The 25473-nt window shown below is 70.2% G+C and carries 21 protein-coding genes and 1 pseudogene; 1 reads left to right on the plus strand and 21 read right to left on the minus strand.

Annotated features, from left to right (window positions below):
* Positions 1 to 14: 14 nt before the first annotated feature.
* Positions 15 to 797 carry an IclR family transcriptional regulator C-terminal domain-containing protein gene (locus O3597_RS23190; protein ID WP_164446485.1) on the minus strand — a complete coding sequence of 261 codons (783 nt, stop codon included), beginning with the start codon at positions 795 to 797 and terminating at the stop codon, positions 15 to 17.
* 154 nt (positions 798 to 951) lie between these two features.
* Between O3597_RS23190 and O3597_RS23195 the strand changes: the two genes are divergently transcribed.
* A complete protein-coding gene (locus O3597_RS23195; protein WP_281602387.1) occupies positions 952 to 2130 on the plus strand; it encodes an MFS transporter in 1179 nt (392 codons plus the stop codon).
* 117 nt (positions 2131 to 2247) lie between these two features.
* On the opposite strand, the gene O3597_RS23200 is transcribed toward O3597_RS23195, so the two are convergent.
* From O3597_RS23200 to mqnC, 20 genes and pseudogenes are all read right to left on the minus strand, one after another.
* Positions 2248 to 3333, minus strand: coding sequence for a polyprenyl synthetase family protein (locus O3597_RS23200; RefSeq protein ID WP_164446487.1), 1086 nt, complete (start codon positions 3331 to 3333; stop codon positions 2248 to 2250).
* 91 nt (positions 3334 to 3424) lie between these two features.
* Complete coding sequence (gene nuoN, locus O3597_RS23205; RefSeq protein WP_164446488.1) at positions 3425 to 4975, minus strand: NADH-quinone oxidoreductase subunit NuoN; 1551 nt, start codon at positions 4973 to 4975, stop codon at positions 3425 to 3427.
* Positions 4976 to 5084: 109 nt separating this feature from the next.
* Complete coding sequence (locus O3597_RS23210) at positions 5085 to 6617, minus strand: NADH-quinone oxidoreductase subunit M (protein WP_164446489.1); 1533 nt, start codon at positions 6615 to 6617, stop codon at positions 5085 to 5087.
* A gap of 79 nt (positions 6618 to 6696) precedes the next feature.
* Positions 6697 to 8640, minus strand: coding sequence for an NADH-quinone oxidoreductase subunit L (gene nuoL, locus O3597_RS23215; protein WP_164446490.1), 1944 nt, complete (start codon positions 8638 to 8640; stop codon positions 6697 to 6699).
* A 24-nt stretch (positions 8641 to 8664) separates the two neighbouring features.
* Positions 8665 to 8982 (minus strand): NADH-quinone oxidoreductase subunit NuoK, encoded by a 318-nt coding sequence (gene nuoK, locus O3597_RS23220; RefSeq protein ID WP_013731028.1) that lies wholly within the window; start codon positions 8980 to 8982, stop codon positions 8665 to 8667.
* On the minus strand, positions 8979 to 9749 hold the full coding sequence (locus O3597_RS23225) for an NADH-quinone oxidoreductase subunit J (protein WP_164446491.1): 771 nt from the start codon (positions 9747 to 9749) through the stop codon (positions 8979 to 8981). Before O3597_RS23225 ends, nuoK begins: the two co-directional genes overlap by 4 nt.
* Positions 9746 to 10387, minus strand: coding sequence for an NADH-quinone oxidoreductase subunit NuoI (gene nuoI, locus O3597_RS23230; protein WP_093404032.1), 642 nt, complete (start codon positions 10385 to 10387; stop codon positions 9746 to 9748). The genes O3597_RS23225 and nuoI overlap by 4 nt, the downstream gene beginning before the upstream one ends.
* Position 10388: 1 nt before the next feature.
* Positions 10389 to 11735: an NADH-quinone oxidoreductase subunit NuoH gene (gene nuoH, locus O3597_RS23235; RefSeq protein WP_281602388.1), complete on the minus strand. Its 1347-nt coding sequence runs from the start codon at positions 11733 to 11735 to the stop codon at positions 10389 to 10391.
* Positions 11732 to 14227, minus strand: coding sequence for an NADH-quinone oxidoreductase subunit G (locus tag O3597_RS23240; protein ID WP_164446494.1), 2496 nt, complete (start codon positions 14225 to 14227; stop codon positions 11732 to 11734). Before O3597_RS23240 ends, nuoH begins: the two co-directional genes overlap by 4 nt.
* 58 nt (positions 14228 to 14285) lie before the next feature.
* Complete coding sequence (gene nuoF, locus O3597_RS23245; protein WP_164446495.1) at positions 14286 to 15602, minus strand: NADH-quinone oxidoreductase subunit NuoF; 1317 nt, start codon at positions 15600 to 15602, stop codon at positions 14286 to 14288.
* Positions 15599 to 16645 (minus strand): annotated as a pseudogene (gene nuoE / locus O3597_RS23250) (NADH-quinone oxidoreductase subunit NuoE); the annotation flags it as partial. The pseudogene nuoE and the gene nuoF, both read right to left, overlap by 4 nt.
* 103 nt (positions 16646 to 16748) lie before the next feature.
* The gene (locus O3597_RS23255) at positions 16749 to 18074 is read right to left on the minus strand and encodes an NADH-quinone oxidoreductase subunit D (protein ID WP_164446497.1); all 1326 of its coding nucleotides are present in this window, start codon (positions 18072 to 18074) and stop codon (positions 16749 to 16751) included.
* Positions 18071 to 18802, minus strand: a complete 732-nt coding sequence (locus O3597_RS23260) for an NADH-quinone oxidoreductase subunit C (RefSeq protein ID WP_164446498.1) — start codon at positions 18800 to 18802, stop codon at positions 18071 to 18073. Before O3597_RS23260 ends, O3597_RS23255 begins: the two co-directional genes overlap by 4 nt.
* Entirely contained in the window at positions 18799 to 19476 is a 678-nt protein-coding gene (locus O3597_RS23265) for an NADH-quinone oxidoreductase subunit B (RefSeq protein WP_119578786.1), read from the minus strand. Before O3597_RS23265 ends, O3597_RS23260 begins: the two co-directional genes overlap by 4 nt.
* Before the next feature lie 13 nt (positions 19477 to 19489).
* Entirely contained in the window at positions 19490 to 19855 is a 366-nt protein-coding gene (locus O3597_RS23270; protein ID WP_093404019.1) for an NADH-quinone oxidoreductase subunit A, read from the minus strand.
* A 108-nt stretch (positions 19856 to 19963) separates the two neighbouring features.
* Positions 19964 to 21238 carry a geranylgeranyl reductase family protein gene (locus O3597_RS23275; protein ID WP_164446499.1) on the minus strand — a complete coding sequence of 425 codons (1275 nt, stop codon included), beginning with the start codon at positions 21236 to 21238 and terminating at the stop codon, positions 19964 to 19966.
* A 131-nt stretch (positions 21239 to 21369) separates the two neighbouring features.
* Complete coding sequence (locus O3597_RS23280; RefSeq protein WP_164446500.1) at positions 21370 to 21579, minus strand: hypothetical protein; 210 nt, start codon at positions 21577 to 21579, stop codon at positions 21370 to 21372.
* Positions 21580 to 21706: 127 nt separating this feature from the next.
* On the minus strand, positions 21707 to 22417 hold the full coding sequence (locus tag O3597_RS23285) for a demethylmenaquinone methyltransferase (RefSeq protein WP_164446501.1): 711 nt from the start codon (positions 22415 to 22417) through the stop codon (positions 21707 to 21709).
* Between the two features lie 137 nt (positions 22418 to 22554).
* The gene (locus O3597_RS23290; RefSeq protein ID WP_281602389.1) at positions 22555 to 23739 is read right to left on the minus strand and encodes a cell wall anchor protein; all 1185 of its coding nucleotides are present in this window, start codon (positions 23737 to 23739) and stop codon (positions 22555 to 22557) included.
* Positions 23740 to 24251: 512 nt separating this feature from the next.
* Positions 24252 to 25442, minus strand: a complete 1191-nt coding sequence (mqnC, locus tag O3597_RS23295; protein ID WP_281602390.1) for a cyclic dehypoxanthinyl futalosine synthase — start codon at positions 25440 to 25442, stop codon at positions 24252 to 24254.
* Positions 25443 to 25473 lie beyond the last annotated feature (31 nt).

The following is a 25473-nucleotide window of genomic DNA, read 5'->3' on the forward strand; positions in this document are numbered from 1 at the left end:
GTGGGCGGCGACGGTCAGTTGTCGGCGGCCAGGCCGTCGGCGATGGCGCGGGCGGCGGTGAGCAGTTTCGTCCGGACCACCCGGGCGGAGGTCATCATCTCGCTGGCCGGCAGCGCGCAGGCCAGCACCGTCCGCCGTTCCATGTCCTTGTCCGGGCTCACCAGGACGGCGGCGCAGGCCACGCCCTGCCGGAACTGGCCCAGTTCCAACTGCATCCCGCGTCGGTCCCCCGCCGACAGGTCGGCCTCGAAGGCCTCAGGGGTGGTGAGGGTGGCGCTGGTGAACGGGCGCATGCCGTACTCGCGCAGGTAGCGGTGGCGCTGCTCGGCGGTGAGCGTGGCGAGCAGGGCCTTGCCGAGTGCGGTGGCGTGGGCGCCCTCGTCGAACCCGGGAACGAGATCCTCCAGGTACGGCGAGCGGTGGCCCTCCGCCACCGCGGTGATCGCCACCTGGCCACCCACGAACCGGCCCAGAAAATGACTCCAGCCGGTGTCCAGGGCGGCCCGACGCAGGCTCTCCCCGATCGCCGGTGAGCCGCGGAACGCGGAGACCAGCTCGCGGTAGCGGTCGGCCACCTCCAGCCCAACGATGTACGTGCCGTCCTCCCGACGGATCACGTAGCCCTCGTAGGCGAGGGTGCGAACCAGGTGGTACGTGGTGGCCACGGTCAGCTCGCAGCGGCGGGCGATCTGTTTGACCGTCAACCCCCGTGGGGCACGACCGACCGACTCGAGCACTCGAAGCGCGCGGGAGACACTTCGGATCAGGTCCGAAGGTTCCGCCAGGGGGTCACGCACAACCACCTCCGCCACCGGGGACTTACACCATATGAAAAAGCGGCCCTCCGCGAAACGCCTGATCGGGTGGATGATCCAAGGTTCTCGAATACTCGATGTGAAGTTCGCCTCACTTTCCGTTGTCGCAGTGCGGCTGGCGTAGGTTGGCCGCACCATGACCCACATCGCCCCTGCGCACACTTCGGCAACCGCCACACGACCCATCCGCGCCAGTGCCGTCGCAGTCACCGTCACGATCGTCTGCGTGCTGCCGGTCTTCCTGGTCGGCGGCCTCGCCGTGCAGATGCGGGAGGAGTTGGGCTTCTCTCCCGCCGGCCTGGGCCTTGTCGTGGCGGTCTACTTCGGCGTCGGTGCCCTCGCCTCGGTGCCCTCGGGCGCGCTCGTGGAACGGTGGGGCGCGGCCGTGGTGGCCCGCGCCGGCATCGGGGTGTCCGCCGGTGCCCTGCTGGCCGTGGCAGTGGTGGCCAGGTCGTATCCGGTACTCGTCGGTCTGCTCGCCGTCGCCGGCACCGCGAACGCGCTCGGTCAACTGTCCAGCAACGCACTGCTCGCCCGGCACGTCCCGCCCCGCCGGCAGGGCCTGTCGTTCGGCGTCAAGCAGGCGGCCATCCCGGTCTCCACACTGCTCGCCGGCGTGGCGGTACCCACCCTCGCGCTGACCGTCGGTTGGCGTTGGGCCTTCGTGGCGGCGGCCGGCGCGGCACTTGCCGCGCTGCCGGCCGTGTCCGCACAGGACGCCCAGCCCGCACGGCGGCGCACCGGACGGACCGGCGGCGCAAGGCCAGGGCTGATCCTGGTCGGGGTGGCCGCGACCCTGGCCGCGGGGGCGGCGAACGCCCTGGGCACCTTCGTGGTCGACGCCTCGGTTGACCGGGGTCTCAATCCGGGAATGGCCGGGCTCACCCTGACCCTCGGCAGCGCCGTCTGCGTCGCGGCCCGGATCGGGATCGGCTGGCTGGCTGACCGCCGCACCGGCGGACACGTCGCGGTGATCGCCGGTCTGCTGGTGACCGGCGCGCTGGGGCTGGGCCTGCTCGCCGCGGCCGGCCCCGGCCCGCTGGTGGTTGGCGTGGTGCTCGGCTTCGGTCTCGGCTGGTCCTGGCCCGGGCTGATGAACTTCGCGGTGGTCCAGCTGCATCCGCAGGCACCGGCCGCCGCCACCTCCATCACCCAGACCGGGGTGTACGCCGGCGGCTGTGTCGGCCCGCTCGCCCTGGGCCCGCTGGCCGCCTCGGCCGGCTACCCCGCGATGTGGCTGGCCGCCGCCGCCGCGATGCTGGCCGCCGCCGCCCTCATGCTCACCGCCACCCCACTCCTCTCCACCCCCCGTTGACCCCACCCCGCCCGTCACGGTGATCAAGAGGTGTGCGTCTGGATCTGCCCGCCCGGACGGACGGCGACCAGAATTTCTTGATCAACCCGGTGGCGGTTGGGGCCGGTAGGGGCGGGGTCAGCTGGTGCGGTCGGCGATGTGGTCGCAGAGGGATTCGAGGGCGTGGCGAGCCGGGCCGGGTGGCAGGGGTGCCAGTTGGGCGCGGGCGTCCTCGGCGTAGCTGCGGACGGTCTCGCGGGCGCGCTTGAGCGCCGGGCTCTCGCGGAGCAGGCCGAGCGCCTCGGCGTGCAGGGAGTCGTCGGTCAGCGGCCCGGTGGCCAGGATCTCCCGCAGCCGCACGGAGGCGGCGTCCGCGTCGTCGCCGGCGAGGGCGTAGAGCACCGGCAGGGTGGGCACGCCCTCGCGCAGGTCGGTGCCGGGAGTCTTGCCCGACTCCGTCGACTCGCTGGCGATGTCGAGCAGGTCGTCGGAGAGCTGGAAGGCCACCCCGATGGTCTCGCCGTACCCGGCCAGCGCCGCCACCTGCTCGGGGGCGGCCCCGCTGAACTGGGCTCCGAAATGCACGCTCGTGGCGATCAGGGAGCCGGTCTTCTCGGCGATCACCCGCAGGTAGTGGGCCACCGGATCGTCACCGGCCCGGGGGCCGATGGTCTCGGCGATCTGCCCGTGCACCAGCCGGGCGAACGTACGCGCCTGCAGGCGTACCGCCTCGGGACCCAGCTCGGCCGCCACGTCCGCGGCCCGGGCGAAGAGGTAGTCGCCGACCAGAATGGCGACGGAGTTGGTCCACCGGGAGTTGGCGCTGGGTGCGCCACGGCGCACCGACGCCTCGTCCATCACGTCGTCGTGATAGAGCGTGGCCAGGTGGGTCAGCTCCACCACCACGGCCGCCGAGACGACCTCGGCCCGGGTCGGGTCGCCGAACTGGGCACCCAGGGCCACCAGCAGCGGCCGGAACCGCTTACCGCCGGCCTCCACCAGGTGCCGGGCCGCCTCGGTGACGAACGGGTCGGCGCTGGCGATGCTCGCCAGCAACTCCGCCTCGACCGCCGCCAGCACACCGAGGACGGACTCCTCACTGCGCGAATCAGCGAGGTGAAGGCCGAGCGCGCCGAACTGAGCCGCGCCGGAACGGCTCCGGCGACCACCGGAGCCGGTGACACCTGAACCCTCGCCACCCCTAATCACCACGCCTCCAACCATGCCACACACGTTCTACCTGCACCGGACCGGGGATACGCGACGAGGGCCGGCCCACAGCGCGTGGTCCGGCCCTCGATCGGCAGGTCAGCCGTTACCGGACGAAGTCGGCGGCCGAGGAGGCGAGGTCGAGCAGCGGATCCGGCGCGACGCCGAGCACCAGCGTGGCGAGCACCCCGATCACCAGGGCGGCCGAGGTGAGCCCACCGGGCACGGCCACCGTCGGCGTCGCGTCACCCGGCTCGGAGAGCCACATCAGCACCACGACCCGCAGGTACGGGAAGGCCAGCACCATGCTGGTCAGCACACCCGCGATGACCAGCCACACCTGCCCACCGTCCAACGCCGGACCGAAGACCGCGAACTTGCTGGTGAAGCCGCTGGTCATCGGGATACCCGCGAAGGCCAGCAGGACGAAGGTGAACACGGCGGCGTAGACCGGCGAACGCCGCCCGAGCCCGGCCCAGCGGGACAGGTGGGTCGCCTCACCGTCGGCGTCGCGCACCAGGGTCACCACCGCGAACGCGGCCAGTACCGTGAAGCCGTACGCGACCAGGTAGAACATCGTGCCGGAAAGCCCTCCGCTGCCCGGTGCGAGCACACCGACGAGCAGGTAGCCGGCGTTGGCGATGGACGAGTACGCCAGCAACCGCTTGATGTCGGTCTGCGTCACCGCGAACAGCGCGCCGACCAGCATGGTGAGCACCGCCACCGCACCCAGCACCGGAGTGAAGTCCCACCGGGCCCCCTCGAATGCGACGTGGAACACCCGCAGCAGGGCACCGAACGCGGCGACCTTGGTGCAGGCCGCCATGAAGCCGGTCAGCGGCGTCGGAGCACCCTGGTAGACGTCCGGCGTCCAGACGTGGAACGGTGCGGCCGCCGCCTTGAACAGCAGACCGATGGCGACGAGCGCCATACCGGCGAAGAGCAGCACCGGGCTGGCCGTCGAGTTCGCCACGGCCGCGTTCACGGTGGCGAAGTCCACCCCGGCAACCCGGTCGCCCAGGCCGGCGGTGAAGCCGTAGATCAGCGCCAGGCCGAACAGGAAGAAGGCCGAGGCGTACGCACCGAGCAGGAAGTACTTCATCGCCGCCTCCTGGCTCAGCAGCCGCCGGCGACGGGCCAGCGCGCAGAGCAGGTAGAGCGGCAAGGAGAAGACTTCCAGCGCGATGAACATGGTCAGCAGGTCGTTCGCCGACACGAAGATCAGCATGCCGCCGATCGCGAAGGTGGTGAGCGGGTACACCTCGCCCGCGCCACCGGCGTTCTCCGCCTGCCGGCGGTCCTCCGGCGAGTCGGCGGTCACCGCGGCCTGCGCGACGAACGCGCCGCCCCGCTCGACCACCCGCTCGCCGAGCAGCAGCAGCGCCACCGCCGACAGCGCGAGGATCGCGCCCTGGAGGAACAGCGTCGGCCCGTCGACGGCGATCACCCCGATGGTGATCACCCGCTTGTCGGCGTTGACCACCACCATGGTCAGCGCCGCGAGCACCGCCAGCAGCGCCAACGGCAGCTGTACGGGGTGCCGCAGCCGCCGGGGCACGAACGCCTCGACCAGCACCCCGACCACCGCCGCGCTCAGCATGATCAGGATCGGCGCGATCGCCGCGTAGTCGATCGGCGGCAGTTCAAGCTCAGTCACTGGACCGACCTTTCGTTCGCGACTGCGGGGCTCGCAAGCTCACTCCTCGCGCTCACGGAGCCAACCTTTCGTCTCGCGGCTGCGGGGCTCGCAAGCTCACTCCTCGCGCTCACCGGCTCGCCTCCTGGACGGTGTCTACGGACGGGGCCGGGTCGGTCCGGCCGACGTCCTGCATGGTCGCCTGGATGGCGGGGTTGATCACGTCCGTCACGGGCTTCGGGTAGAAGCCGAGCACCACGATCAGCGCGATCAGGGGGGCGACGACGACCTTCTCGCGCAGGTTGAGGTCGCGCTTCATGCCGTCGATCTCGGTCAGCGCCGGGTTCAGGGTGCCCTGCGTGGTGCGCTGCACCATCCACAGCACGTACGCCGCCGCCAGGATGATGCCCAGCGTGGCGATCACGGCGACCGGCTTGTTCACCGTGAACGTGCCGATCAGCACCAGGAACTCGGAGACGAACGGCGCGGTGCCGGGCAGGGCCAGCGAGGCGAGACCGGCGAAGAAGAGCACGCCGGCCAGCACCGGCACCAGCTTGCCCGCGCCACCGAAGTCGCTTACCAGCGCCGAGCCCCGACGCGCGATGAGCATGCCCACCACCAGGAAGAGCAGCCCGGTGGCGAGGCCGTGGTTGACCATGTAGAGCACCGCGCCGGTGCCCGCCTGGGTGGTGAAGGCGAAGATGCCCACGCCGATGAAGCCGAAGTGGGCGATCGAGGTGTACGACACCAGTCGCTTGAGGTCGTTCTGCCCGACGGCCAGCAGCGCCGCGTAGATGATCCCGATGACCGCCAGGGCCAGCGCCCACGGCGCGAACCACTGGGCCGCGTCCGGGAACAGCGGCAGGCAGTACCGCAGGATGCCGAAGGTGCCGACCTTGTCCAGCACGCCGACCAGCAGCGCGGCGGCACCGGCCGGCGCCGCGCCACCGGCGTCCGGCAGCCAGGTGTGGAACGGGAAGAACGGCGCCTTGATCGCGAACGCGACGAAGAACCCGAGGAAGAGCCAGCGCTCGGCGCCGGTGGAGATGTCCACCTGCGACAGCGCCACCCAGTCGAAGGTCTTGCCGCCGACCACCCACAGGCCGATCACGGCGGCCAGCATGAACAGACCACCGACGAGCGAGTAGAGGAAGAACTTCACCGCCGCGTACTGCCGCTGGTGGCCGCCGTAGCTGCCGATCAGGAAGTACATCGGCACCAGCATGACCTCGAAGAACACGTAGAACAGGAAGACGTCGGCGGCGGCGAAGACACCGATCATCGTGCATTCGAGGACGAGCAGCAGCGCGAAGTAGACCGGCACCGACCGCTTCGAGGCCTCCGCGTCGTGCCAGGACGCGAGGATCACCAGCGGCACCAGCACCGCGATCAGCATCAGCATGACCAGCGCGATGCCGTCGGCGGCGAAGGTGAAGTTGACCCCCCAGTTCGGGATCCACGGGTACGACTCGCGGAACTGGAACCGGTCGCCGCCGACCTGGAAGGTCACCCACATGACCACCGACAGCGCCAGCACCAGCAGCGACCAGCCGAGCGCGACCTGCTTGGCCAGCGTCGGCCGGCTGCGCGGCAGGAAGGCGACGACCACGGCGCCGACAAGCGGCGCCACGGTGAGCACCGAGAGGAACGGGAAGTCGGACATTATGCGGCCTTACCTCCGTCGTCACTGTGCGGTCCGCCGGCGACGGCCGCCTGTGAGGCCGACAGCCTCAAGAGGTCGATCACGCGAACCACCCCGCCTGTACGGCCAGGAAGGCGGCCACCACCAGCAGCGCGCCGGTCAGGATCGAGGTGGCGTACGACCGGACGAAGCCGGTCTGCAACCGCCGTAGCCGGCCCGATCCGCCGCCGACGCCTGCGGCCAGGCCGTTGATCAGCCCGTCGATGCCCCGGTTGTCGAGGTAGACGAGCGCCCGGGTGAGGAAGATGCCCGGCTTCTCGAAGACCGCCTCGTTGACCGCGTCGGTGTAGAGGTTCTTGCGGGCGGCGGTGACCAGCACCCCGGCCGGCTGCGGCGCGGTCGCCGTCCCGCCCCGGAACAGGAACCAACCCAGACCCGCACCGAGCACGGTGACCCCCTGCGCCAGGAAGAAGATCGCCAGGTGCGGCAGCACGCCGTGATGTTCCTCGGTCTCGGCGAGGCCGGCGGTGGTGGTCAGCCAGTCCGGTACGGAGGTGGCCAGCAGCGCACCACCACCCAGCGAGCCGACGGCCAGCAGGATCAGCGGGATCGTCATCAGCGCCGGGGACTCGTGCGGGTGCTCGATGTCCTCGGTCCACCGCTTGGGCCCGTGGAAGGTGAGCACGAACAGCCGGGTCATGTAGAACGCGGTCAGTCCGGCACCGAGCAGCGCGGCCCCGCCGAACAGCCAGGCAGTCCACCCCTCCCGAGCGAACGCCGCCTCCACGATCGGCTCCTTGGAGAAGTAGCCGGAGAACGGGATGATGCCGATGATCGCCAGCCAACCGGCGCCGAAGGTCAGCCAGGTGATCTTCATGTACTTCGCCAGACCGCCGAAGCGACGGATGTCGACCTGGTCCTTCATGCCGTGCATCACCGAGCCGGCGCCGAGGAACATGTTGGCCTTGAAGAAACCGTGCGCCAGCAGGTGCACGATGGCCAGCGCGTACGCCGCGCCACCCAGCCCGACGCCGAGGAACATGTAGCCGATCTGGCTGACCGTGGACCAGGCCAGCACCCGCTTGATGTCGTCCTTGGCGCAGCCGATGATCGCGCCGATGAGCAGGGTCAGCGCGCCGACGCTCACCACCACCAGCTGCAACGTGGCGTTGGCCGAGAAGATGATGTTGGAGCGGGCGATCAGGTAGACACCGGCGGTGACCATCGTCGCGGCGTGGATCAGCGCCGACACCGGAGTCGGGCCCTCCATCGCGTCCGGCAACCACGCCTGGAGCGGGAACTGGCCGGACTTGCCGGCCGCGCCGAGCAGCAGCAGCACACCCAGCACCAGCACGGTGCTGCCGGCCAGCGCGCCGATCCCGTTGAACACCTCGTCGTACTGGGTGGTGCCGAGGGTGGCGAACATGATGAAGATCGCGATCGCCAGGCCGGCGTCGCCGACCCGGTTCATCAGGAACGCCTTCTTACCGGCGGTGGCCGCGGCCGGCTTGGTGTACCAGAACGAGATCAACAGGTACGACGCCAGACCGACGCCCTCCCAGCCGAAATACAGCATCACGTAGTTGTTGCCGAGCACCAGCAGCAACATGGCCGCGATGAACAGGTTGAAGTACGCGAAGAAAAGCCGCCGGCGCTCGTCGTGCGCCATGTACTCGACCGCGTACAGGTGGATCAGGAAGCCCACACCGGTGATCAGCAGGACGAAGACCCCGGCCAGCGGATCGAACAGCAGACCGAAGTCCACGCGCAGGCCGCCGACCGCGATGAAGTCCCAGAGGCTCAGCTCGACCGACCTGTTCTCCAGACCGCGCAGGCCGAGGAAGTAGCTCAGGCCGAGCAGGAAGGCGGCACCGACCGCGGTCACCCCGAGCCAGTGCCCCCAGCGGTCGGCCCGCCGGCCGAGCAGCAGCAGGATCGTGGCGCTGACCAACGGGATGGCCACCAGCAGCCAGACGCTGCTCAGCAGCCCGTCCGCCGTCGCGTACGAGACGGTCTCGGCCGGAGCAGCCTGGGCGTACGTCATGATTTCGTCCACCGGTGGGCCCCTCTAGTACTTCAGCAGGTTGGCGTCGTCGACGCTGGCGGAGCGTCGGGTGCGGAAGATCGCCATGATGATGGCCAACCCGACCACGACCTCGGCCGCCGCCACCACCATCACGAAGAACGCCATGATCTGGCCGTTGAGGTCACCGTTCATCCGGCTGAAGGTGACCAGCGCCAGGTTGGCCGCGTTGAGCATCAGCTCGACACACATGAACAGCACGATCGCGTTGCGCCGGACCAGCACCCCGGCGGCGCCGATGGTGAACAGCACCGCGGCGAGGACCAGGTAGTAGTTCGGCTCGACCGAGAAGAAGTCACTCATTTCTCAGTGCCCTTCAGCGTGGTCTCCTCGGCGGTCAGCTCCCGCACCGGCAGGACGTCCGGCGTGCTGCGGTCGCTCAGCCGGCCGTCCGGCAGGCGGGCCGGGGTGGCGACCGACGAGGAGGTGGCGAAGACACCCGGGCCGGGCTTCGGGCCGGGGTAGTTGCCTGGCGCGAAGCGGGCCTTCATGGTGGCCACCTGGTCGCGCTTGTCCTCCTTGCGCCGCTCGACGTGCGCCAGGATCATGCCGCCGATGGTGGCGGTGATCAGCAGCGCCGCGGTGAGTTCGAAGGCGAAGACGTAGTCGGTGAAGAGCAACCGGGCGATGCCCTCCACGTTGCCACCCGCGTTGGCCTGCTCCAGGCCGATCGGGGTGCTGCCCTGCGTGGCCCGGTAGACCCCACTGCCGAGCAGGCCGGCGAAGCCGAGACCCAGCCCGATCGCCGCGATCCGCTGGCCGCGCAGCACCTCGATCAGCGAGTCGGACGCCTCGCGGCCGACGAGCATCAGCACGAACAGGAAGAGCATCATGATCGCGCCGGTGTAGACGATGATCTGCACCATGCCGATGAACGGCCCCGCCTGGAGCACGTAGAACACCCCGAGGCTGAGCATGGTCAGCACCAGCCACAGCGCCGAGTGCACCGCGTTGCGGGCGGCGACCATGCCGATCGCACCGGCCAGCGCGAGCGGAGCGAGGACCCAGAAGGTCACCGCCTCGCCGCCGGAGACCGCACCGGAGGCGGCGAGCAGCGTCGAGGTGCTCATGCCGACTCCCCCTTCTCCGCCTCGGCCCGCGCCGCGGCCTGCTCGGCACCGGGGAAGGTGACGCCCGGGTGCTCGTCGACCTGGTAGCGCCCCGGCCCCATCGGTGAGCGCTCCGCCCCGGCCGAGGTGCCCGGGTTGGTGAGGCTGCCGACGTAGTAGTCCTTCTCGCTGTCGCCCAGCCGCATCGGGTGCGGCGGCTGCTCCATCCCCGGCAGCAGCGGTGCCAGCAACTGCTCCTTGGTGAAGATCAGGTCCTGGCGGTTGTCCCGGGCCAGCTCGTATTCGTTGCTCATGGTCAGCGAGCGGGTCGGGCAGGCCTCGATGCACAGTCCGCAGAAGATGCACCGCGCGTAGTTGATCTGGTAGACGCTGGCGTACCGCTCGCCCGGCGAGAACCGTTGCTCGTCGGTGTTGTCGCCACCCTCGACGTAGATCGCGTCCGCTGGGCAGGCCCAGGCGCACAGCTCACAGCCGATGCACTTCTCCAGCCCGTCCGGGTGCCGGTTGAGGATGTGCCGCCCGTGGTAGCGGGGGGCCGGCGTCGGCGGGGTGAAGGGGTAGTCGGTGGTGACGACCTTCTTGAACATGTGCGAGAAGGTGACCCCGAAGCCCTTGAACGTTCCGGTGATCGCGCCCACGTCACACCTCCTCAGAGTCCTGGCCGGCGGGGGCGTTGGCCGGCTCCCGCTCGGCGACCATGCGCCGGGTACGCGGGCTCGGTGGTACCTGCAGATCCAGCGGGGGCAGCGGGAAGCTGCCCGGCGGCCGGTTGTCGACCTGCTCGACGAGGGTCGGCTTCGGTGCCGCCTTGCGGCTCGGCCAGAACAGCGCGGCGAGCAGCACGATGCCGGCCGGGATGCCGATGGCGTACATCCGGCTCTGGGTGTCCCAGTCGTCGATGGTGCGCAGACCGGCCAGGACCACGATCCAGACCAGGCTGATCGGGATGAGCACCTTCCAGCCGAAGCGCATCAGCTGGTCGTAACGCAGGCGGGGCAGCGTGCCGCGCAGCCAGACGAAGACGAAGACCAGCAGGATGACCTTGCCGAAGAACCAGAGCAGCGGCCACCAGCCGGAGTTGGCCCCCGACCACTCGGTGATCGGCCACGGCGCGTGCCAGCCGCCCAGGAAGAGCGTCACGGTGAAGGCCGACATGGTCACCATCGCGACGTACTCACTGAGCATGATCAGCGCGAACTTGAGCGAGCTGTACTCGGTCATGAAGCCGGCCACCAGCTCCGACTCCGCCTCCGGCAGGTCGAACGGCGGCCGGTTGGTCTCGCCGACGATCGAGATGAAGAAGACGATGAAGCTCGGGAAGAGCAGCAGCGCGTACCAGCCCGGCGTCGGGATGTCGGCGCCGAACAGGGTCAGCTGGGTTCCGTTGCCCTGGGCGGCCACGATCTCACTCGTGGACATCGTGCCGGCGAGCATGAACACCGCCACGATGGACAGCCCCAGCGCCACCTCGTACGAGATCAGCTGGGCGGCGGACCGCAGTCCGCCGAGCAGCGGGTAGGTCGAGCCGGACGCCCAGCCGGCGAGCACGATGCCGTAGACCGCCATCGACGAGAGAGCGAGCACCACGAGCACCGCGACCGGCACGTCGGTGACCTGCAACGGCGTCTGGTGGCCGAAGATGCTCACCATCGGGCCGAACGGGATCACCGACAGCGCGGTGACCGCGCAGATCACCGAGATGGCCGGGGCGAAGAAGTAGATGACCTTGTCCGCCGACTTCGGGAGGATGTCCTCCTTGAAGGCCATCTTCAGGCCGTCGGCCAGCGTCTGGAGCAGACCGAACGGGCCGAGCTGGTTGGGGCCGGGCCGCACCGCCATCCGCCCCACCACCCGCCGCTCGAACCAGACACCGAGCAGGGTGCCGAGCAGCGCGACGACGAAGGCGAAGACAATCTTGCCGAGGATCAGCCACCACGGGTCGTGGCCGAAGTCGCTCAGCGACGGCGCCTGGGCGAGCGGGTTCATGCGACACCCCCGGAGGAGTTGAGGAGCGGGCCCGGACGGCCGGCCGCGTCGGCGGCGACCGGCTCGGTCGTGCCGGGCGCGGAGATCCGCACCACCGCGCCGGAGGTCGCGCCCAGGCTGCGCCGCACGGTCGAGCCGGGCGAGTTGGTGGGTAGCCAGACCACGCCGTCCGGCATCTCGGTGATCGCCGCCGGCAGGGTGAGCGCACCCCGGTCGGTGCCCACCGTGACCGGGTCGCCGTCGGCGACGCCGAGCGCCTCCGCGCTGCCCTTGCCCAGGCGGACCACCGGCGGCCGGGCGGTGCCACCCAGGTGCTCGTCGCCGTCGGTGAGGCTGCCCAGGTCGACCAGCTGATGCCAGGTCGCCAGCACCGCCTCGCCCGCACCCGGCTGCGGCACCGACCCCGGCCGCACCGTGGGAGCGTCCGGGCGGCTCACCCGGGTCGCCGGCAGGCCGCCCAGTTCACGCCGGACGGTCAGCACGTCCCCGGTACCCAGCCGCACGTCGAGCTGCGCGGCGAGCGCGTCGAGCACCCGCCCGTCGGTCATCGCGGCGGTGTTCAACACCGCGTCGAACGGGCGCAGCCGGCCTTCCCAGTCCAGGAAACTGCCGGCCTTCTCGACCACCGGTGCCACCGGGAGGACCACGTTCGCCCGGCGGGTGACGGCGCTGGCCCGCAGCTCCAGGCTGACCAGGAACGGCACCGCGTCCAGGGCCTGCTCGGCCAGTCGCGGGTCGGCCAGGTCCGCCGGATCGACGCCGGCCACCACGAGGGCACCGAGCTGACCCGCGGCGGCGGCGGCGAGGATGCCGTCGGTGTCCCGGCCGGCCTGGCTCGGGATCACCCCGGCCGGGATGTCCCAGGCCTCACCCAGCTCGGCGCGGGCGGCCGGCTCGGTGACCAGGCGACCGCCGGGCAGCAGGTTGGGCAGGCAGCCGGTGTCGACGGCGCCACGGTCACCCGCGCGTCGCGGCACCCAGGCCAGCTTCGCCCCGGTACGCGCGGCCACCTCGGCGGCGGCGGACAGGCCGCCCGGTACGGTGGCCAGCCGCTCGCCGACGATCAGGATCGCCCCTTCGGCGCTGAGCGCCTCGGCGACGGTGGCGTGCTCGGCGAGCACCCCGGCCTCCTCGCCCGGCACCACCCGGGCCAGCTTGGCGCCGAGCTTCTCCAGGCCACGGGTGGCGAACGGGGCGATCGCGTACACCTTCAGCTTGTTCTTCAGGTACGCCTTGCGCAGCCGCAGGAAGAGGATCGGGCACTCCTCCTCCGGCTCCAGGCCGACCAGCACCACCGCCGGTGCGTTCTCGACGTCGGTGTAGGTGACGTCGGTGCTGCCGGCGACCGTACTGGCCAGGAAGTCGGCCTCCTCGCGGGAGACCGGGCGGGCCCGGAAGTCGATGTCGTTGGTGTGCAGCGCGACCCGGGCGAACTTGGCGTACGCGTACGCGTCCTCCACGGTCAGTCGACCACCGGTGAGCACGCCGGCGCCCTGGCCGGTGTCCCGGGCGGCCCGCAGCCCCTCGGCGGCCACGCTGAGCGCCTCGCTCCAGGACGCCTCCCGCAGCTCGCCGGTGTGCTCGTCGCGGACCAGCGGGGTGGTGAGCCGGTCGACGGCGCGGGCGTACTGGAAGCCCCACCGCCCCTTGTCGCAGTTCCACTCCTCGTTGACCTGCGGGTCGTCCCCGGCCAGCCGGCGCTGCACCTTGCCTCGACGCCAGTCGGTGCGCTGGGCACAGCCCGCCGAGCAGTGCTCGCAGACGCTCGGGCTGGAGACCAGGTCGAACGGCCGGGCGCGGAAGCGGTACTGGGTACCGGTGAGCGCGCCGACCGGGCAGATCTGCACGGTGTTACCGGAGAAGTACGAGTTGAACGGGACGTCGCCGTCCTCGCCCTCGGTGCCGTAGTCCTCGTCCCGGTAGATGTTGATCTCCTCGGCGGAGGAGCGGTTCATCAGGTCGATGAACTTGTCACCCGCGATCTCCTCGGAGAAGCGGGTGCACCGCTGGCAGAGCACGCACCGCTCCCGGTCGAGCAGCACCTGGGTGCTGATCGGCAGCGGCTTCGGATACTCCCGCTTGTGCTCGTGGAACCGCGAGTCGGTGCGACCGGTCGACATCGCCTGATTCTGCAGTGGGCACTCGCCGCCCTTGTCGCACATCGGGCAGTCGAGCGGGTGGTTGACCAGCAGCAGCTCCATGATCCCCTCCTGCGCCTTCTTGGCGACCGGAGAGGTGAGCTGGGTACGGACCACCATGCCGTCGGCGACGGTCTGGGTGCAGGAGGCGACGGGCTTGCGCTGCCCCTCCACCTCCACCAGGCACTGCCGGCAGGCACCGGCCGGGGCCAGCAGCGGGTGGTCGCAGAACCGGGGGATCTCGGTGCCCATCTGCTCGGCGACCCGGATCAGCAGCGCCCCCTTCGGGGCGGTGACCTCGACGCCGTCGATGGTGAGGGTGACCGTCTCGGTCGGCTTGGCAACGTCCGTCACAGTGCTCGCCTTTCGCTCGCGGCTGCGGGGCTCGCTCCGCTCACTCCTCGCACTCGCATCAGTGGGCTCCCACCAACTGCTTGTCGGACAACTTCGGCGCGGTCCGTCCCTCGATGTAGTCGAGGTAGTCCTGCTTGAAGTACTTCAGCGACGAGGTCACCGGGCTGGTGGCGCCGTCACCCAGGCCGCAGAACGAGCGGCCGAGGATGTTGTCGCAGGTGTCGAGCAGGGTGTCCAGGTCGTCCTGGGTGCCCTGGCCGGCCAGGATGCGCCGGTAGACCCGCACCATCCAGTAGTTGCCCTCCCGGCACGGGGTGCACTTGCCGCACGACTCGTGGTGGTAGAACTCCAGCCACCGGTAGGTCGCGTAGACCGGGCAGTCCTGGTCGGAGAAGATCTGCGTGGCGGTGGTGCCGAGGATCGAGCCGGCGGCGGCCACCCCCTCGAAGTCCAGCGGCACGTCCAGGTGCTCGGCGGTGAGCAGCGGGGTCGACGACCCGCCCGGGGTCCAGAACTTCAGGTTGTGGCCCGGCTGCATTCCGCCGGCCAGCTCGATCAGCTCGCGCAGCGTGATGCCGAGGCCGCACTCGTACTGACCGGGGTTGGCGATCCGGCCGGAGAGCGAGTAGATCATCGGGCCGGCGGACTTCTCCGTGCCCATCGACTTCCACCAGTCCGCGCCGCCCAGCACGATGTACGGCACGCTGGCGATGGTGCCGACGTTGTTGACCACGGTGGGGCTCGCGTACAGGCCGTGGGTGGCCGGGAACGGCGGGCGCAGCCGGGGCTGGCCCCGGAAGCCCTCCAGGGAGTCCAGCAGCGCCGTCTCCTCACCGCAGATGTACGCGCCGGCACCCGAGTGCACCACCAGGTCCAGGTCGAATCCCGAGCCGAGGATGTCGCGGCCCAGGTAACCCTTGGCGTACGCCTCGTTCACCGCGTTACGCAGCCGGCGGGCGGCGTGCACGGCCTCGCCCCGGATGTAGATGTAGGCCCGGTTGGCCCGGATCGCGTACGAGGCGATGATGACGCCCTCGACGAGCGAGTGCGGGTCGTGGGTCATCAGCGGCAGGTCCTTGCAGGTGCCGGGCTCGCCCTCGTCGGCGTTGACCACGAGATAGTGCGGCTTGCCGTCACCCTGCGGAATGAAGCCCCACTTTAGGCCGGTGGGGAAGCCGGCGCCGCCGCGACCGCGCAGCCCGGAGTCCTTCACCAGCTGGATCAGGTCGTCCGGGTGCGCCTTGATCGCCTTGCGCAGCGCCGCGTAGCCGTCCAGCTTCTCGTAGGTGTCGATCCGCCAGGCGTCCGGAGACAGCCAGCGCTTGGTCAGCACGGGCGTCAACTTGGCCAGGGTCTGCGGCGCGGGCGTGGTCACTTCTGAGCCCCCTTGTCGTGCGCGGAATCTCGGCCACCGCCGTTGGATTCCGCTTCCCTGAGGTTGCGCTCCTGCGCCCCGGTGTCGTCACCGGCCGGCTTGCCGTCGCCCGCCGGCCTGTTGGCCGCCGCCCCCGCGGCCTCCGCGGCCCGGGCGTCGCCCGCCGCGGGCGGCTGCCCGTCGACGGGGGCCTTGGTGCCGGGCGCGTCCGGGACGGCGGTCTTCGCGTCCGGCTGCCGGGTCTCGGCGGTACGCACCTGCGGCGACTTGCGGTCCGGCGCCGGAACGTCGGGTGCGGTGCTGCCGGTCGGTGCGGCCTTCGCCGGGGTGGCCGGTGCCGGCTTGTCGCCCGCCTTGCCGCTGCGGATCGGGGTGTTCGGGTCGAAGCCCGGTGCCGAGATGCCGTGCTGCTGGGCCAGCCGCAGACCGCGCAGTGTCGGCTCGCCCGGCACCCCGTCGGCGACGGCACCCTCCCGCTCGTCGGCGAAGCCGGCGAGCTGGACCGCCATCTCCTTCAGGGTGCAGAGGCGGGCACCACGGCTCGGCGTGGGCCGGCCACCGGCGCGCAGCTCGTCGACCACCCCGACCGCGGTCTGCGGGTCGACGCCGTCGAAGAAGTCGTAGTTGACGGTCATCACCGGGCCGTAGTCGCAGGCGGCCAGACACTCGGCGTGTTCCAGGGTGACCTTGCCGTCGGCGGTGGTCTCGTCGTGCCCGACACCCAGGTGCTCGGCGAGGGTGTCGTAGACCTCCTGGCCACCGAGCACGTTGCACATGGTGTTGGTGCAGACGCTGACCAGCCAGTCGCCGGTCGGCCGACGCTTGTACATGGTGTAGAAGCTGGCCACCGCACCGACCTGGGCCTTGTTGAGGCCGAGCACCTCGGCGCAGAACGCCACGCCGGCCGGGGAGACGTAGCCCTCCTCGGCCTGCACCAGGTGCAGCAGCGGCAACAGGGCCGAGCGGGACCGGTCCGCCGGGTAGCGGGCGATGATCTCCCGTGCCCTGGTCCGCGTCTCGTCAGTGAAGACAGTCATCAGCGTCGCCTTCCGTTCGCGACTGCACCGGCGTCTGCCCGCGACTGCGGGGCTCGCTCCGCTCTCTCCTCGCGCGGGCGGATGGGGCTCGCAAGCTCACTCCTCGCGCTCACCGGTCACACCCACCCATCACCGGGTCCAGCGAGGCGCCGCCGGCGATCACGTCGGCGATCAGGCCACCCTCGGCCATCGCCGGCAGGGCCTGGAGGTTGACGAAACTCGGCTCCCGGTAGTGCACCCGGTACGGCCGGGTCCCGCCGTCGGAGACCGCGTGCACGCCCAGCTCGCCACGCGGCGACTCGACCGCGACGTACACCTGACCCGGCGGCACCCGGAAGCCCTCCGTCACCAACTTGAAGTGGTGGATCAGGGACTCCATCGACTGGCCCATAATTTTCGCGACGTGCTCCAGCGAGTTGCCCATGCCGTCGACGCCGATGGCCAGCTGCGCCGGCCAGGCGATCTTCTTGTCGGCCACCATCACCGGCCCGGGCTTGAGCCGGTCCAGCGCCTGCTCGACAAGCTTCAACGACTCGCGGATCTCGGCCAGCCGGACCAGGTAACGGCCCCAGACGTCGCCGTCGGGGTGGGTCGGCACATCGAACTCGTACGTCTCGTAGCCGCAGTACGGCATGGTCTTGCGCAGGTCCCAGGCCAGGCCGGCGGAGCGGAGCACCGGGCCGGTGACACCGAGCGCCAGGCAGCCGGTCACGTCGAGCACCGCCACGTTCTGCGTCCGCTCCAGCCAGATCGGCTGGCCGGAGAGCAGGTCCTCGTACTCCTTGAGGCGCTTCGGCATCAGCGTGAGGAAGTCGCGGATCTTGACGATCGCCTCGTCCGGCACGTCCTGGGCGACACCGCCCGGCCGGACGTACGCGTGGTTCATCCGCAGCCCGGTGATCAGCTCGAAGATCTCCAGGATGTACTCGCGCTCCCGGAAGCCGTAGAGCATCATGTTGATCGCGCCGAGCTCCATCGCCGTGGTGGCCACCCAGACCAGGTGCGAGGAGATCCGGTTCAGCTCCATCATGAGCACCCGGATGGTGGTGGCCCGCTCGGTGATCTGCTCCTCGATACCGAGCAGCTTCTCGACGGCCAGCGAGTACGCCGTCTCGTTGAAGATCGGCGAGAGGTAGTCCATCCGGGTCACGAACGTCGAACCCTGGACCCAGTTGCGGTACTCCAGGTTCTTCTCGATGCCGGTGTGCAGGTAGCCGACGACCGAGCGGGCCTCCCGGACCGTCTCGCCCTCCAGCTCCAGGATCAGCCGGAGCACGCCGTGCGTGGACGGGTGCTGCGGGCCCATGTTGACGACGATGCGACCCTCGTTGATCGGGTCGACCCCCGACACCACGTCGTCCCAGTCCCCGCCGGTGACGTTGAAGACGCGGCCCTCAGTGGTCTCGCGTTCGGTGGCGTAGTTGGACGCGGTCATTGGTAAGACCTCCGCTTGTCGGGCGGCGGGATCTCGGCGCCCTTGTACTCCACGGGCACGCCGCCGAGGGGGTAGTCCTTGCGCTGCGGGTGACCCTCCCAGTCGTCCGGCATGAGGATCCGGGTCAGCGCCGGGTGGCCGTCGAAGATGACGCCGAACATGTCGTACGTCTCCCGCTCCTGCCAGTCAGCGGTGGGGTAGACCGCGGTGACGCTGGGCAGGTGTGGTTCCTCGGCGCTGACGGCGGCCTCCAGCCGGACCTGCCGACGGTAGGTCATCGAGGTGAGCTGGTAGACGACGTGCAGTCGGCGGGCGTCGGCACCCAGGTAGTCCACGCCGGACACCGACGAGCACAGCTCGAAGCGCAGCGCCGGATCGTCCCGCATCACCTGGCAGACCTCGGCGATCCGCTCGGGGCGGATGTGCAGGGTCAGCTCGCCCCGGTCGACCACGACCTTCTCGATCGCCTCGCCGAACGCCGGGTACGCCTCCTCCAGCGCGTCCCGGACCTCGTCGAAGTAGCCGCCGTACGGCCGCGGTGAATCCTCGACCGTGCGGTGCGGCCGGACCAGTCCGCCGAACCCGGAGACGTCGCCACTGCCCTGGTTGCCGAACATGCCCCGGCCGGCCGGCGCGGCCGGCGGGAACTCGGCCGGTGCGCCACTCGTCGCTCCGGCCGGCGTCACCGGGACCGGCACGCCGCCGGTGCTGGGCTTGTCGTCAGTCACTTGATCCCCCGGTACGGCTGGAGGTGGTTCTGGGCCTTCATCCAGTTCTCGATCCGCAGCTGCTCCTCGCGGCCCTCGCGGACGGCCTTCGTCCACTCGGCCCGCCGGGCCTTGTCGCTGCGGTACGACGACGGCATCGAGCCGTACGGCACCACCGGCACGTCACCGCGTGCCTCGCGGGCGGCAAGCATCTTGCGACCGTTCGGGCCGAGTGGCTCGTGGCCGATCTTCTCGCGCAGCTTGAGGATCGCGTCGATCAGCATCTCCGGCCGGGGCGGGCAGCCCGGGAGGTACATGTCGACCGGTACGACGTGGTCGACGCCCTGCACGATGGCGTAGTTGTTGAACATGCCGCCGCTGCTGGCGCAGACGCCCATGGAGAGCACCCAGCGAGGCTCCGCCATCTGGTCGTAGATCTGGCGCAGCACCGGGGCCATCTTCTGGCTCACCCGGCCGGCGACGATCATCAGGTCCGCCTGCCGGGGCGAGGCCCGGAAGACCTCCATGCCCCAACGGCCCATGTCGTAGTGCGGACCACCGGCGGCCATCATCTCGATCGCGCAGCAGGCCAGGCCGAACGTGGCGCCCCAGACCGACGACTTGCGCGACCAGTTGACCAGCTTCTCCACCGAGGTGAGCAGGACGCCGGCGGGGAGTTTCTCCTCGATACCCATAGCGGTTCCTCCCTCAGTCCCAGTCCAGGCCGCCGCGTCGCCACTCGTAGGCGTACGCGACGAAGACGGCACCGATGAACACCAACATGGCGACGAACCCGAAGACCGGCAGGATGTCGAAGGAGACAGCCCACGGGTACAGGAAGATCATCTCCACGTCGAAGACGATGAAGAGCATCGCCGTCAGGTAGAACTTGACCGGAAACCGGCTACCGCCGATCGGCTGCGGGCTAGGCTCGATCCCACACTCGTAGGCTTCCAGCTTGGCCTTGTTGTAGCGGTGGGGGCCGGCGAACCGGGCGGCGGCTATCGAGAACAGCGCGAAACCCGCGGCGAGGGCGAACAGCCCGATGATGGGTACGTAAGGCGAGAGCGACATTTCTTCTCCTGCTCGTCCTTCCCTGCCCTCGGTGGTTGGCGAAATTCACACTATTCACATCCCACCCCGCGCCCTTCGGCGGGGGTGGACATTGCCTGCTCCGCGCCCCTACACGGCCGGCGCAACCCGGGTCATCGCATTGATCACCCGGTCCATCGCGTCACCGCCACGCGGGTCGGTGAGGTTGGCCAGCAGCTTGAGCACGAAGCGCATGAGCGTGGGATGGGGCATGCCGTGCTTCGTCGCGACGCGCATGATCTCCGGCCGGCCGATCAACTTCACGAAGATCCCGCCCAGCCGGTAGTAGCCGCCGAACCGGGTCTTCAACTCCTGCGAGTACGCCATCAGGGCCCGCTCCCGCTCCGCGCCGGCCGGCCGGGCGAGCGCCTGGACCGCGACCTCCGCGGCCAGCTCGCCGGACTCCATGGCGTACGCGATGCCCTCTCCGTTGAACGGATTGACCATGCCGCCCGAGTCGCCGACGAGCATGACCCCCCGGGTGTAGTGCGGCACCCGGTTGAACCCCATCGGCAGGGCGGCACCGAGGATCGAGCCCTCGGCGTTGGTCTCGTCGGTCATCCCCCACTCCGGCGGCGTGTTGGCCAGCCAGTCGGTGAGCAGCCGCCGGTAGTTCGTCTTGCCGAAGGCCGAGGACGAGTTGAGGATGCCGAGCCCCACGTTGACCCGGCCGTCACCGAGACCGAAGATCCAGCCGTACCCGGGCAACAGTTCGTTCGTGCCCTTGGCCCGCAGTTCCAGCCAGGACTCCAGGTAGTCGTCGTCGTGACGGGCCGCGGAGCGGTAGTAGCGCCGCACGGCGACACCGATCGGGCGGTCCTCCCGCTTGGCCAGCCCGAGGGCGAGCGGGAACCGGCCCGAGACGCCGTCCGCGGCCACCACCAGCGGAGCGTGGAAGGTGACGGGTGCCTTGTCCGGCCCGTCCTCACCCTGCACCCCGATCACCCGGCCGTCGCCGTCGAGCACCGGGCCGATGACGTTCACGCTGGTCCGCAGCTTGGCGCCGGCCGACACCGCGCGCTGGGCGAGCAGGTCGTCGAAGTCGAGTCGGGTGCGCACCAGACCGTAGTTCGGGAAGCTGGCCAGATCCGGCCAGTCCAGTTCCAGTCGGACACCGCCGCCGATCACCCGCAGGCCACGGTTGTGCAGCCAGCCGGCCTCCGGGGAGGTGTCCACCCCCATCCGGATCAACTGCCGCACCGCGCGCGGGGTCAGCCCGTCGCCGCAGACCTTCTCCCGGGGGAACTCGGTCTTCTCCAGCAGCAGCACGCGTACGCCGTGCCGAGCCAGGTGGTACGCGGTCGCCGAACCACCGGGACCGGCGCCCACGACGATCACGTCGGCGTCGTTCTCCACCGCGGTCATTAGCGCCTCCTCCCCGCCCTGCTCGTGAAATGCTTCACAAGCCAGCGGGGTCGAGTCTATGACCGGCGCCGTAAGCTCGCCTTGTTAGGTAGGCCTAACCTGCTGGAACGATCTGGGGGCCGGCAGCCCCCTCAGTGCCGGGCCGGGTTGGCGCCGTCCAGGCCGGCTCGGATGGTCTCCGGCAGCTGCTCGCGCAGGGCGCCACCGGCGGCCCGGTCCAGGGCCGCGAGCACCTCGGTCACCACCTGGCGGACGTCGGCGGGATCCGCGCCGGCCAGACCCCTGAGCTGTTCGACCAGCTCCGCGGCATCCCCGATGGCCACGTTCTTCGGATCCGTCATGCCGGCCAGCCTAAGCGGCAAACCCGACAAAATCGCCTTATTCCCCTAAATGACAGTGCTGCTGCCGCGTCGACCCGCGAGGGGCACCGGGCTCATGTCCACGGGGGCGGCGCGGCGAGCGCCGGGCTCAGGTGCGCACGGCGCGGTGCAGCGCCACCACGCCGCCGGTCAGGTTGCGCCACGCCACCCGACCCCAGCCCGCGGCAGCCACCCGCGCCGCCAGCGCCGGCTGGTCCGGCCAGGCCCGGATCGACTCGGCGAGATAGACGTACGCGTCGGGGTTGCTGGAGACCGTCCGGGCCACGGCCGGCAGGGAGCGCATCAGGTACGACAGATAGACGGTGCGGAACGCGGGATTGACCGGGGTGCTGAACTCGCAGACCACCAGCCGGCCCCCCGGACGGGTCACCCGGGCCAGCTCGGCCAGGGCGGCGTCGGTGTCGTTGACGTTGCGCAACGCGAAGGAGATGGTCACCGCGTCGAAGCTGGCGTCGGCGAAGGGCAGCCGCAGGGCGTCCCCGGCCAGCAACGGCACCTGCGGCCGGGTGCGCTTGCCGGCGTACAGCATGCCGAGGGACAGGTCGGCCCCGACCGCGTACGCCCCGGAGTGGGCGAGTTCCTCGGTGGAGACACCGGTGCCCGCGCCGACGTCCAGCACCCGGTCGCCCGGTCGCAGGTCGAGCGCCGCCCGGGTGGCCCGCCGCCAGAACCGGTCCTGGCCGAAGGAGAGGACGGTGTTGGTCAGGTCGTAACGGGCCGCGACACCGTCGAACATCGCGGCGACCTCGTGCGGCTGCTTGTCCAGGCTGGCGCGCTGGCCCTGCGGGGTACGGCTCACCCCTCCACTCTGCCAGCCCGACGGGCGACGGCCCGGACAGGGTCGAGCCGACACAGTGAGGGCGGGATGGTCACCCATCCCGCCCTCACTGCCGTGCGTTATGTGAACGGCCCGCGCGGGCCGATAGAGGACGAACCTCAGGCGTTCGTCTTCTCGTCACCCGGGGTCACCAGGACCACCCGGCGACGGCGGGCAACCAGGAACATGGCCACACCGGCGGCCAGCACACCCGCGCCGACGCCACCGATCAGACCGACCTGCACACCGGTGACCGGCAGGCCGCCACCGTCACCGTTGTCGCCACCACCGGAGCCACCCTTGGCGGCCACGACCACCGCGAAGTCGTCGGTGTTGTCGCTCGGGTCGACGTCGTTACCCGCGACGCCCGTGGCGTTCTCCGGCAGCGCCGAGGTGGCGGCGGACCGGAGGATGCTGGGGGCCTCCTGCACCGACAGCGAGTCGATGGTGACCTTGCCACCGGTGAGGCTGCTCGGCTTCACACCGTCGGCGACCTTCACCAGGTTGTAGAAGCGGGCGCCGGAGAAGAGGTCGTCACCGTCGGTGTCCTGCGCGGCCGGGATGAGAACGGCCTTGTCGTACTCGCAGGTCAGCGAGGTCATCGCGGCGTTGTAGGTGCAGTCCGGCTCCTTCTCCGCGAAGGTCGCGCCCTTGGGCAGCTGCACCTCGATGCGCAGACCGCGGGCGGCCTGGTCACCCTGGTTGAAGGCGCCGTAGATGAGCTGGCCGGTGTTGCCCGCGTACAGGTCGCCGACCTCGGTGATCGTGCCACCCTCGACCTTGACGGCCTTGCGGACATCGTCGGCGACGACGGTCAGGTCCGGCCCGGTGCCCTCGACCTTGACGTCGACGGTCACCACGTTGTCGGACTCGTCCGGGTCCTCGCCGCCGTGCAGGATCACGGCGGTGATGGAGCCGGCCGGACCGACCTCCTTGCCCTTGCGGGTCAACGGGAAGAACCAGTCGACGTCCTCACCGGCACGGATGGTGTCACCCTCGATGCCACAGAGGATCCAGCCGTCCTCGCGCGGGTTGCAGCCGGTCTCGTCGATGTCGACGAGACCGGTCTTCAGCTTGCTGACGTCGAGGGCGACGAGCACGTTCTTGGCGTCGACCTTGCTCTTGTTCAGCAGCGAGACGCTGGCGTCCTTGCCCGGCGCACCGACCGCGATCGTGGTGCCGGTCGCCTTGATGGCGAGGTCCGCGCTGTCGTCCGCCAGAGCCGGGGCGGCGAAGGCGCCGGCCGCGAGGACGCCGGCGGCACCGGCTCCCAGGTACGCGGCAGCCCGGTTACGGAAAATCATGAAGGTGTCTCCCCGTGGGGTGAAGGAAGCGTACGGGCGGGGACGTTAGCGGTCAGCGATCACCCGCGCCACCCTGGATCACACCAGTCACAAGCTGCTCAGCTAATGGCAACTTAAGGATTGTCCGGATTGATGGGTCTTGCTACCTGCTCGCGCCCCCGCACCTGGCCGTGGCGGCCTGGCGCTTCGAACCGGACGGATGATCCACGCGAGCCGTTCGGCTGACAACCGATCGAGCCACCCCTGTCACCCAGCGCCCGAAACCCAGTGACACTTAGTGATCTCTCGCCCGCCGCCACCCCACCACCCAACGACGCCGCCCGCCGCGACGAGGGCCCGGGATGCCGCAACTCGTACCCTCCCGCCGCCGGGAAGACCCAAGACACCGCAACTCGCGGCACGCCGCTGCACGGGGCGACCCGGGATGCCGCTACTCGGGACTCACGGTGACGGTGTGCGACGGCCCAGGTCGCCGACCGGCGTTCGCTCCGCTGATCGGGATGGGGTGTCGGTCAGCGTGCGTCGACCAGGGGCAGCGATCGGCCGGCACCGCCGCCGGGCAGGGCGATCGACGAGAAGTGCGAGACCACCCGGTCGTCGCTCGGGTCGTCGTCGGGCGTGTGGTGCACGGCCAGTCTGTTGTAGAGCGTGTCGCGCTGGGCCGGGATCCGGTCGGCGGAACGGATCATCCCGATCAGCTCGTGCAGGTTGGACCGGTGCCGGGCACCCGCCGAGGAGATGACGTTCTCCTCCAACATGATCGAGCCGAGGTCGTCGACGCCCATGTGCAACGCCAGTTGACCGACGTCCTTGCCGGTGGTCAGCCAGGACGCCTGCAGGTGCGGCACGGTCTCGAAGAACAGCCGGGACACCGCCACCAGCCGCAGGTATTCCAGGGTCGTCGCCTGGGTGCGGCCCTTGAGGTGGTTGTTCTCCGGCTGGTACGTCCACGGGATGAAGGCCCGGAAGCCGCGCGTACGGTCCTGCACGTCGCGGATCATCCGCAGGTGCTCGATCCGCTCGGCGGCGGTCTCGCCGGTCCCCATCATCATCGTCGCGGTCGACTCGACACCCTGCCGGTGCGCGAGTTCCATGACCTCCAGCCAGCGCTCGCCCGACTCCTTGAGCGGCGCGATCGCCTTGCGGGGTCGCTGCGGCAGCATCTCGGCACCGGCACCGGCGATCGAGTCGAGCCCGGCGGCCTTGATCCGGGCGATCGCCTCGTCCAGGCTGACCCCGGAGACCTTGGCCATGTGCAGGATCTCGCTCGGGCCGATCGAGTGGATCGCGAGCTGCGGGTACGCCTGCTTGACCGAGGAGAACAGCTCCTCGTAGTACTCCACGCCATAGTCCGGGTGGTGGCCGCCCTGGAGCATGACCTGGGTGGCGCCCAGCTCGACCGCCTCGCCGCAGCGACGCAGGATCTCCTCGGTCGGATGGGTCCACCCTTCCTTGTGCTTCGGCGCCCGGTAGAACGCACAGAACTTGCACGCCGTCACGCAGACGTTCGTGTAGTTGATGTTGCGGTCGATCAGGTACGTGACGACGTTGTCCGGGTACCGCCGCCGACGGACCGCGTCCGCCGCCTCACCGAGGGCGTGGAACGGGGCGTCGGTGTAGAGCAGCAGGGCCTCCTCGGGCGTGATTCGCCCGCCGTCCGCACCGCGCTGCAGGATGTCGTCGATCTCCCGGTTCACCGTCACATCTCCGAGGGTACGCCGAGCCTGATCAGCG

The organism is Verrucosispora sp. WMMA2044, assembly GCF_027497155.1.
In the GTDB taxonomy this organism is placed as follows: Bacteria; Actinomycetota; Actinomycetes; order Mycobacteriales; family Micromonosporaceae; genus Micromonospora; species Micromonospora palythoicola.

What these genes read in the sequence shown, in the direction of transcription:
- O3597_RS23200 (WP_164446487.1), bottom strand. Translation starts at nt 3,333, where the DNA reads ATGGTTGGAGGCGTGGTGATTAGGGGTGGCGAGGGTTCAGGTGTCACC.
- nuoH (WP_281602388.1), bottom strand. Translation starts at nt 11,735, where the DNA reads ATGAACCCGCTCGCCCAGGCGCCGTCGCTGAGCGACTTCGGCCACGAC.
- nuoL (WP_164446490.1), bottom strand. Translation starts at nt 8,640, where the DNA reads ATGACGTACGCCCAGGCTGCTCCGGCCGAGACCGTCTCGTACGCGACG.
- O3597_RS23255 (WP_164446497.1), bottom strand. Translation starts at nt 18,074, where the DNA reads ATGACCGCGTCCAACTACGCCACCGAACGCGAGACCACTGAGGGCCGC.
- O3597_RS23290 (WP_281602389.1), bottom strand. Translation starts at nt 23,739, where the DNA reads ATGATTTTCCGTAACCGGGCTGCCGCGTACCTGGGAGCCGGTGCCGCC.
- O3597_RS23195 (WP_281602387.1), top strand. Translation starts at nt 952, where the DNA reads ATGACCCACATCGCCCCTGCGCACACTTCGGCAACCGCCACACGACCC.
- O3597_RS23270 (WP_093404019.1), bottom strand. Translation starts at nt 19,855, where the DNA reads ATGTCGCTCTCGCCTTACGTACCCATCATCGGGCTGTTCGCCCTCGCC.
- O3597_RS23210 (WP_164446489.1), bottom strand. Translation starts at nt 6,617, where the DNA reads ATGTCCGACTTCCCGTTCCTCTCGGTGCTCACCGTGGCGCCGCTTGTC.
- nuoK (WP_013731028.1), bottom strand. Translation starts at nt 8,982, where the DNA reads ATGAGTGACTTCTTCTCGGTCGAGCCGAACTACTACCTGGTCCTCGCC.
- O3597_RS23275 (WP_164446499.1), bottom strand. Translation starts at nt 21,238, where the DNA reads ATGACCGCGGTGGAGAACGACGCCGACGTGATCGTCGTGGGCGCCGGT.
- O3597_RS23280 (WP_164446500.1), bottom strand. Translation starts at nt 21,579, where the DNA reads ATGACGGATCCGAAGAACGTGGCCATCGGGGATGCCGCGGAGCTGGTC.
- O3597_RS23225 (WP_164446491.1), bottom strand. Translation starts at nt 9,749, where the DNA reads ATGAGCACCTCGACGCTGCTCGCCGCCTCCGGTGCGGTCTCCGGCGGC.
- O3597_RS23265 (WP_119578786.1), bottom strand. Translation starts at nt 19,476, where the DNA reads ATGGGTATCGAGGAGAAACTCCCCGCCGGCGTCCTGCTCACCTCGGTG.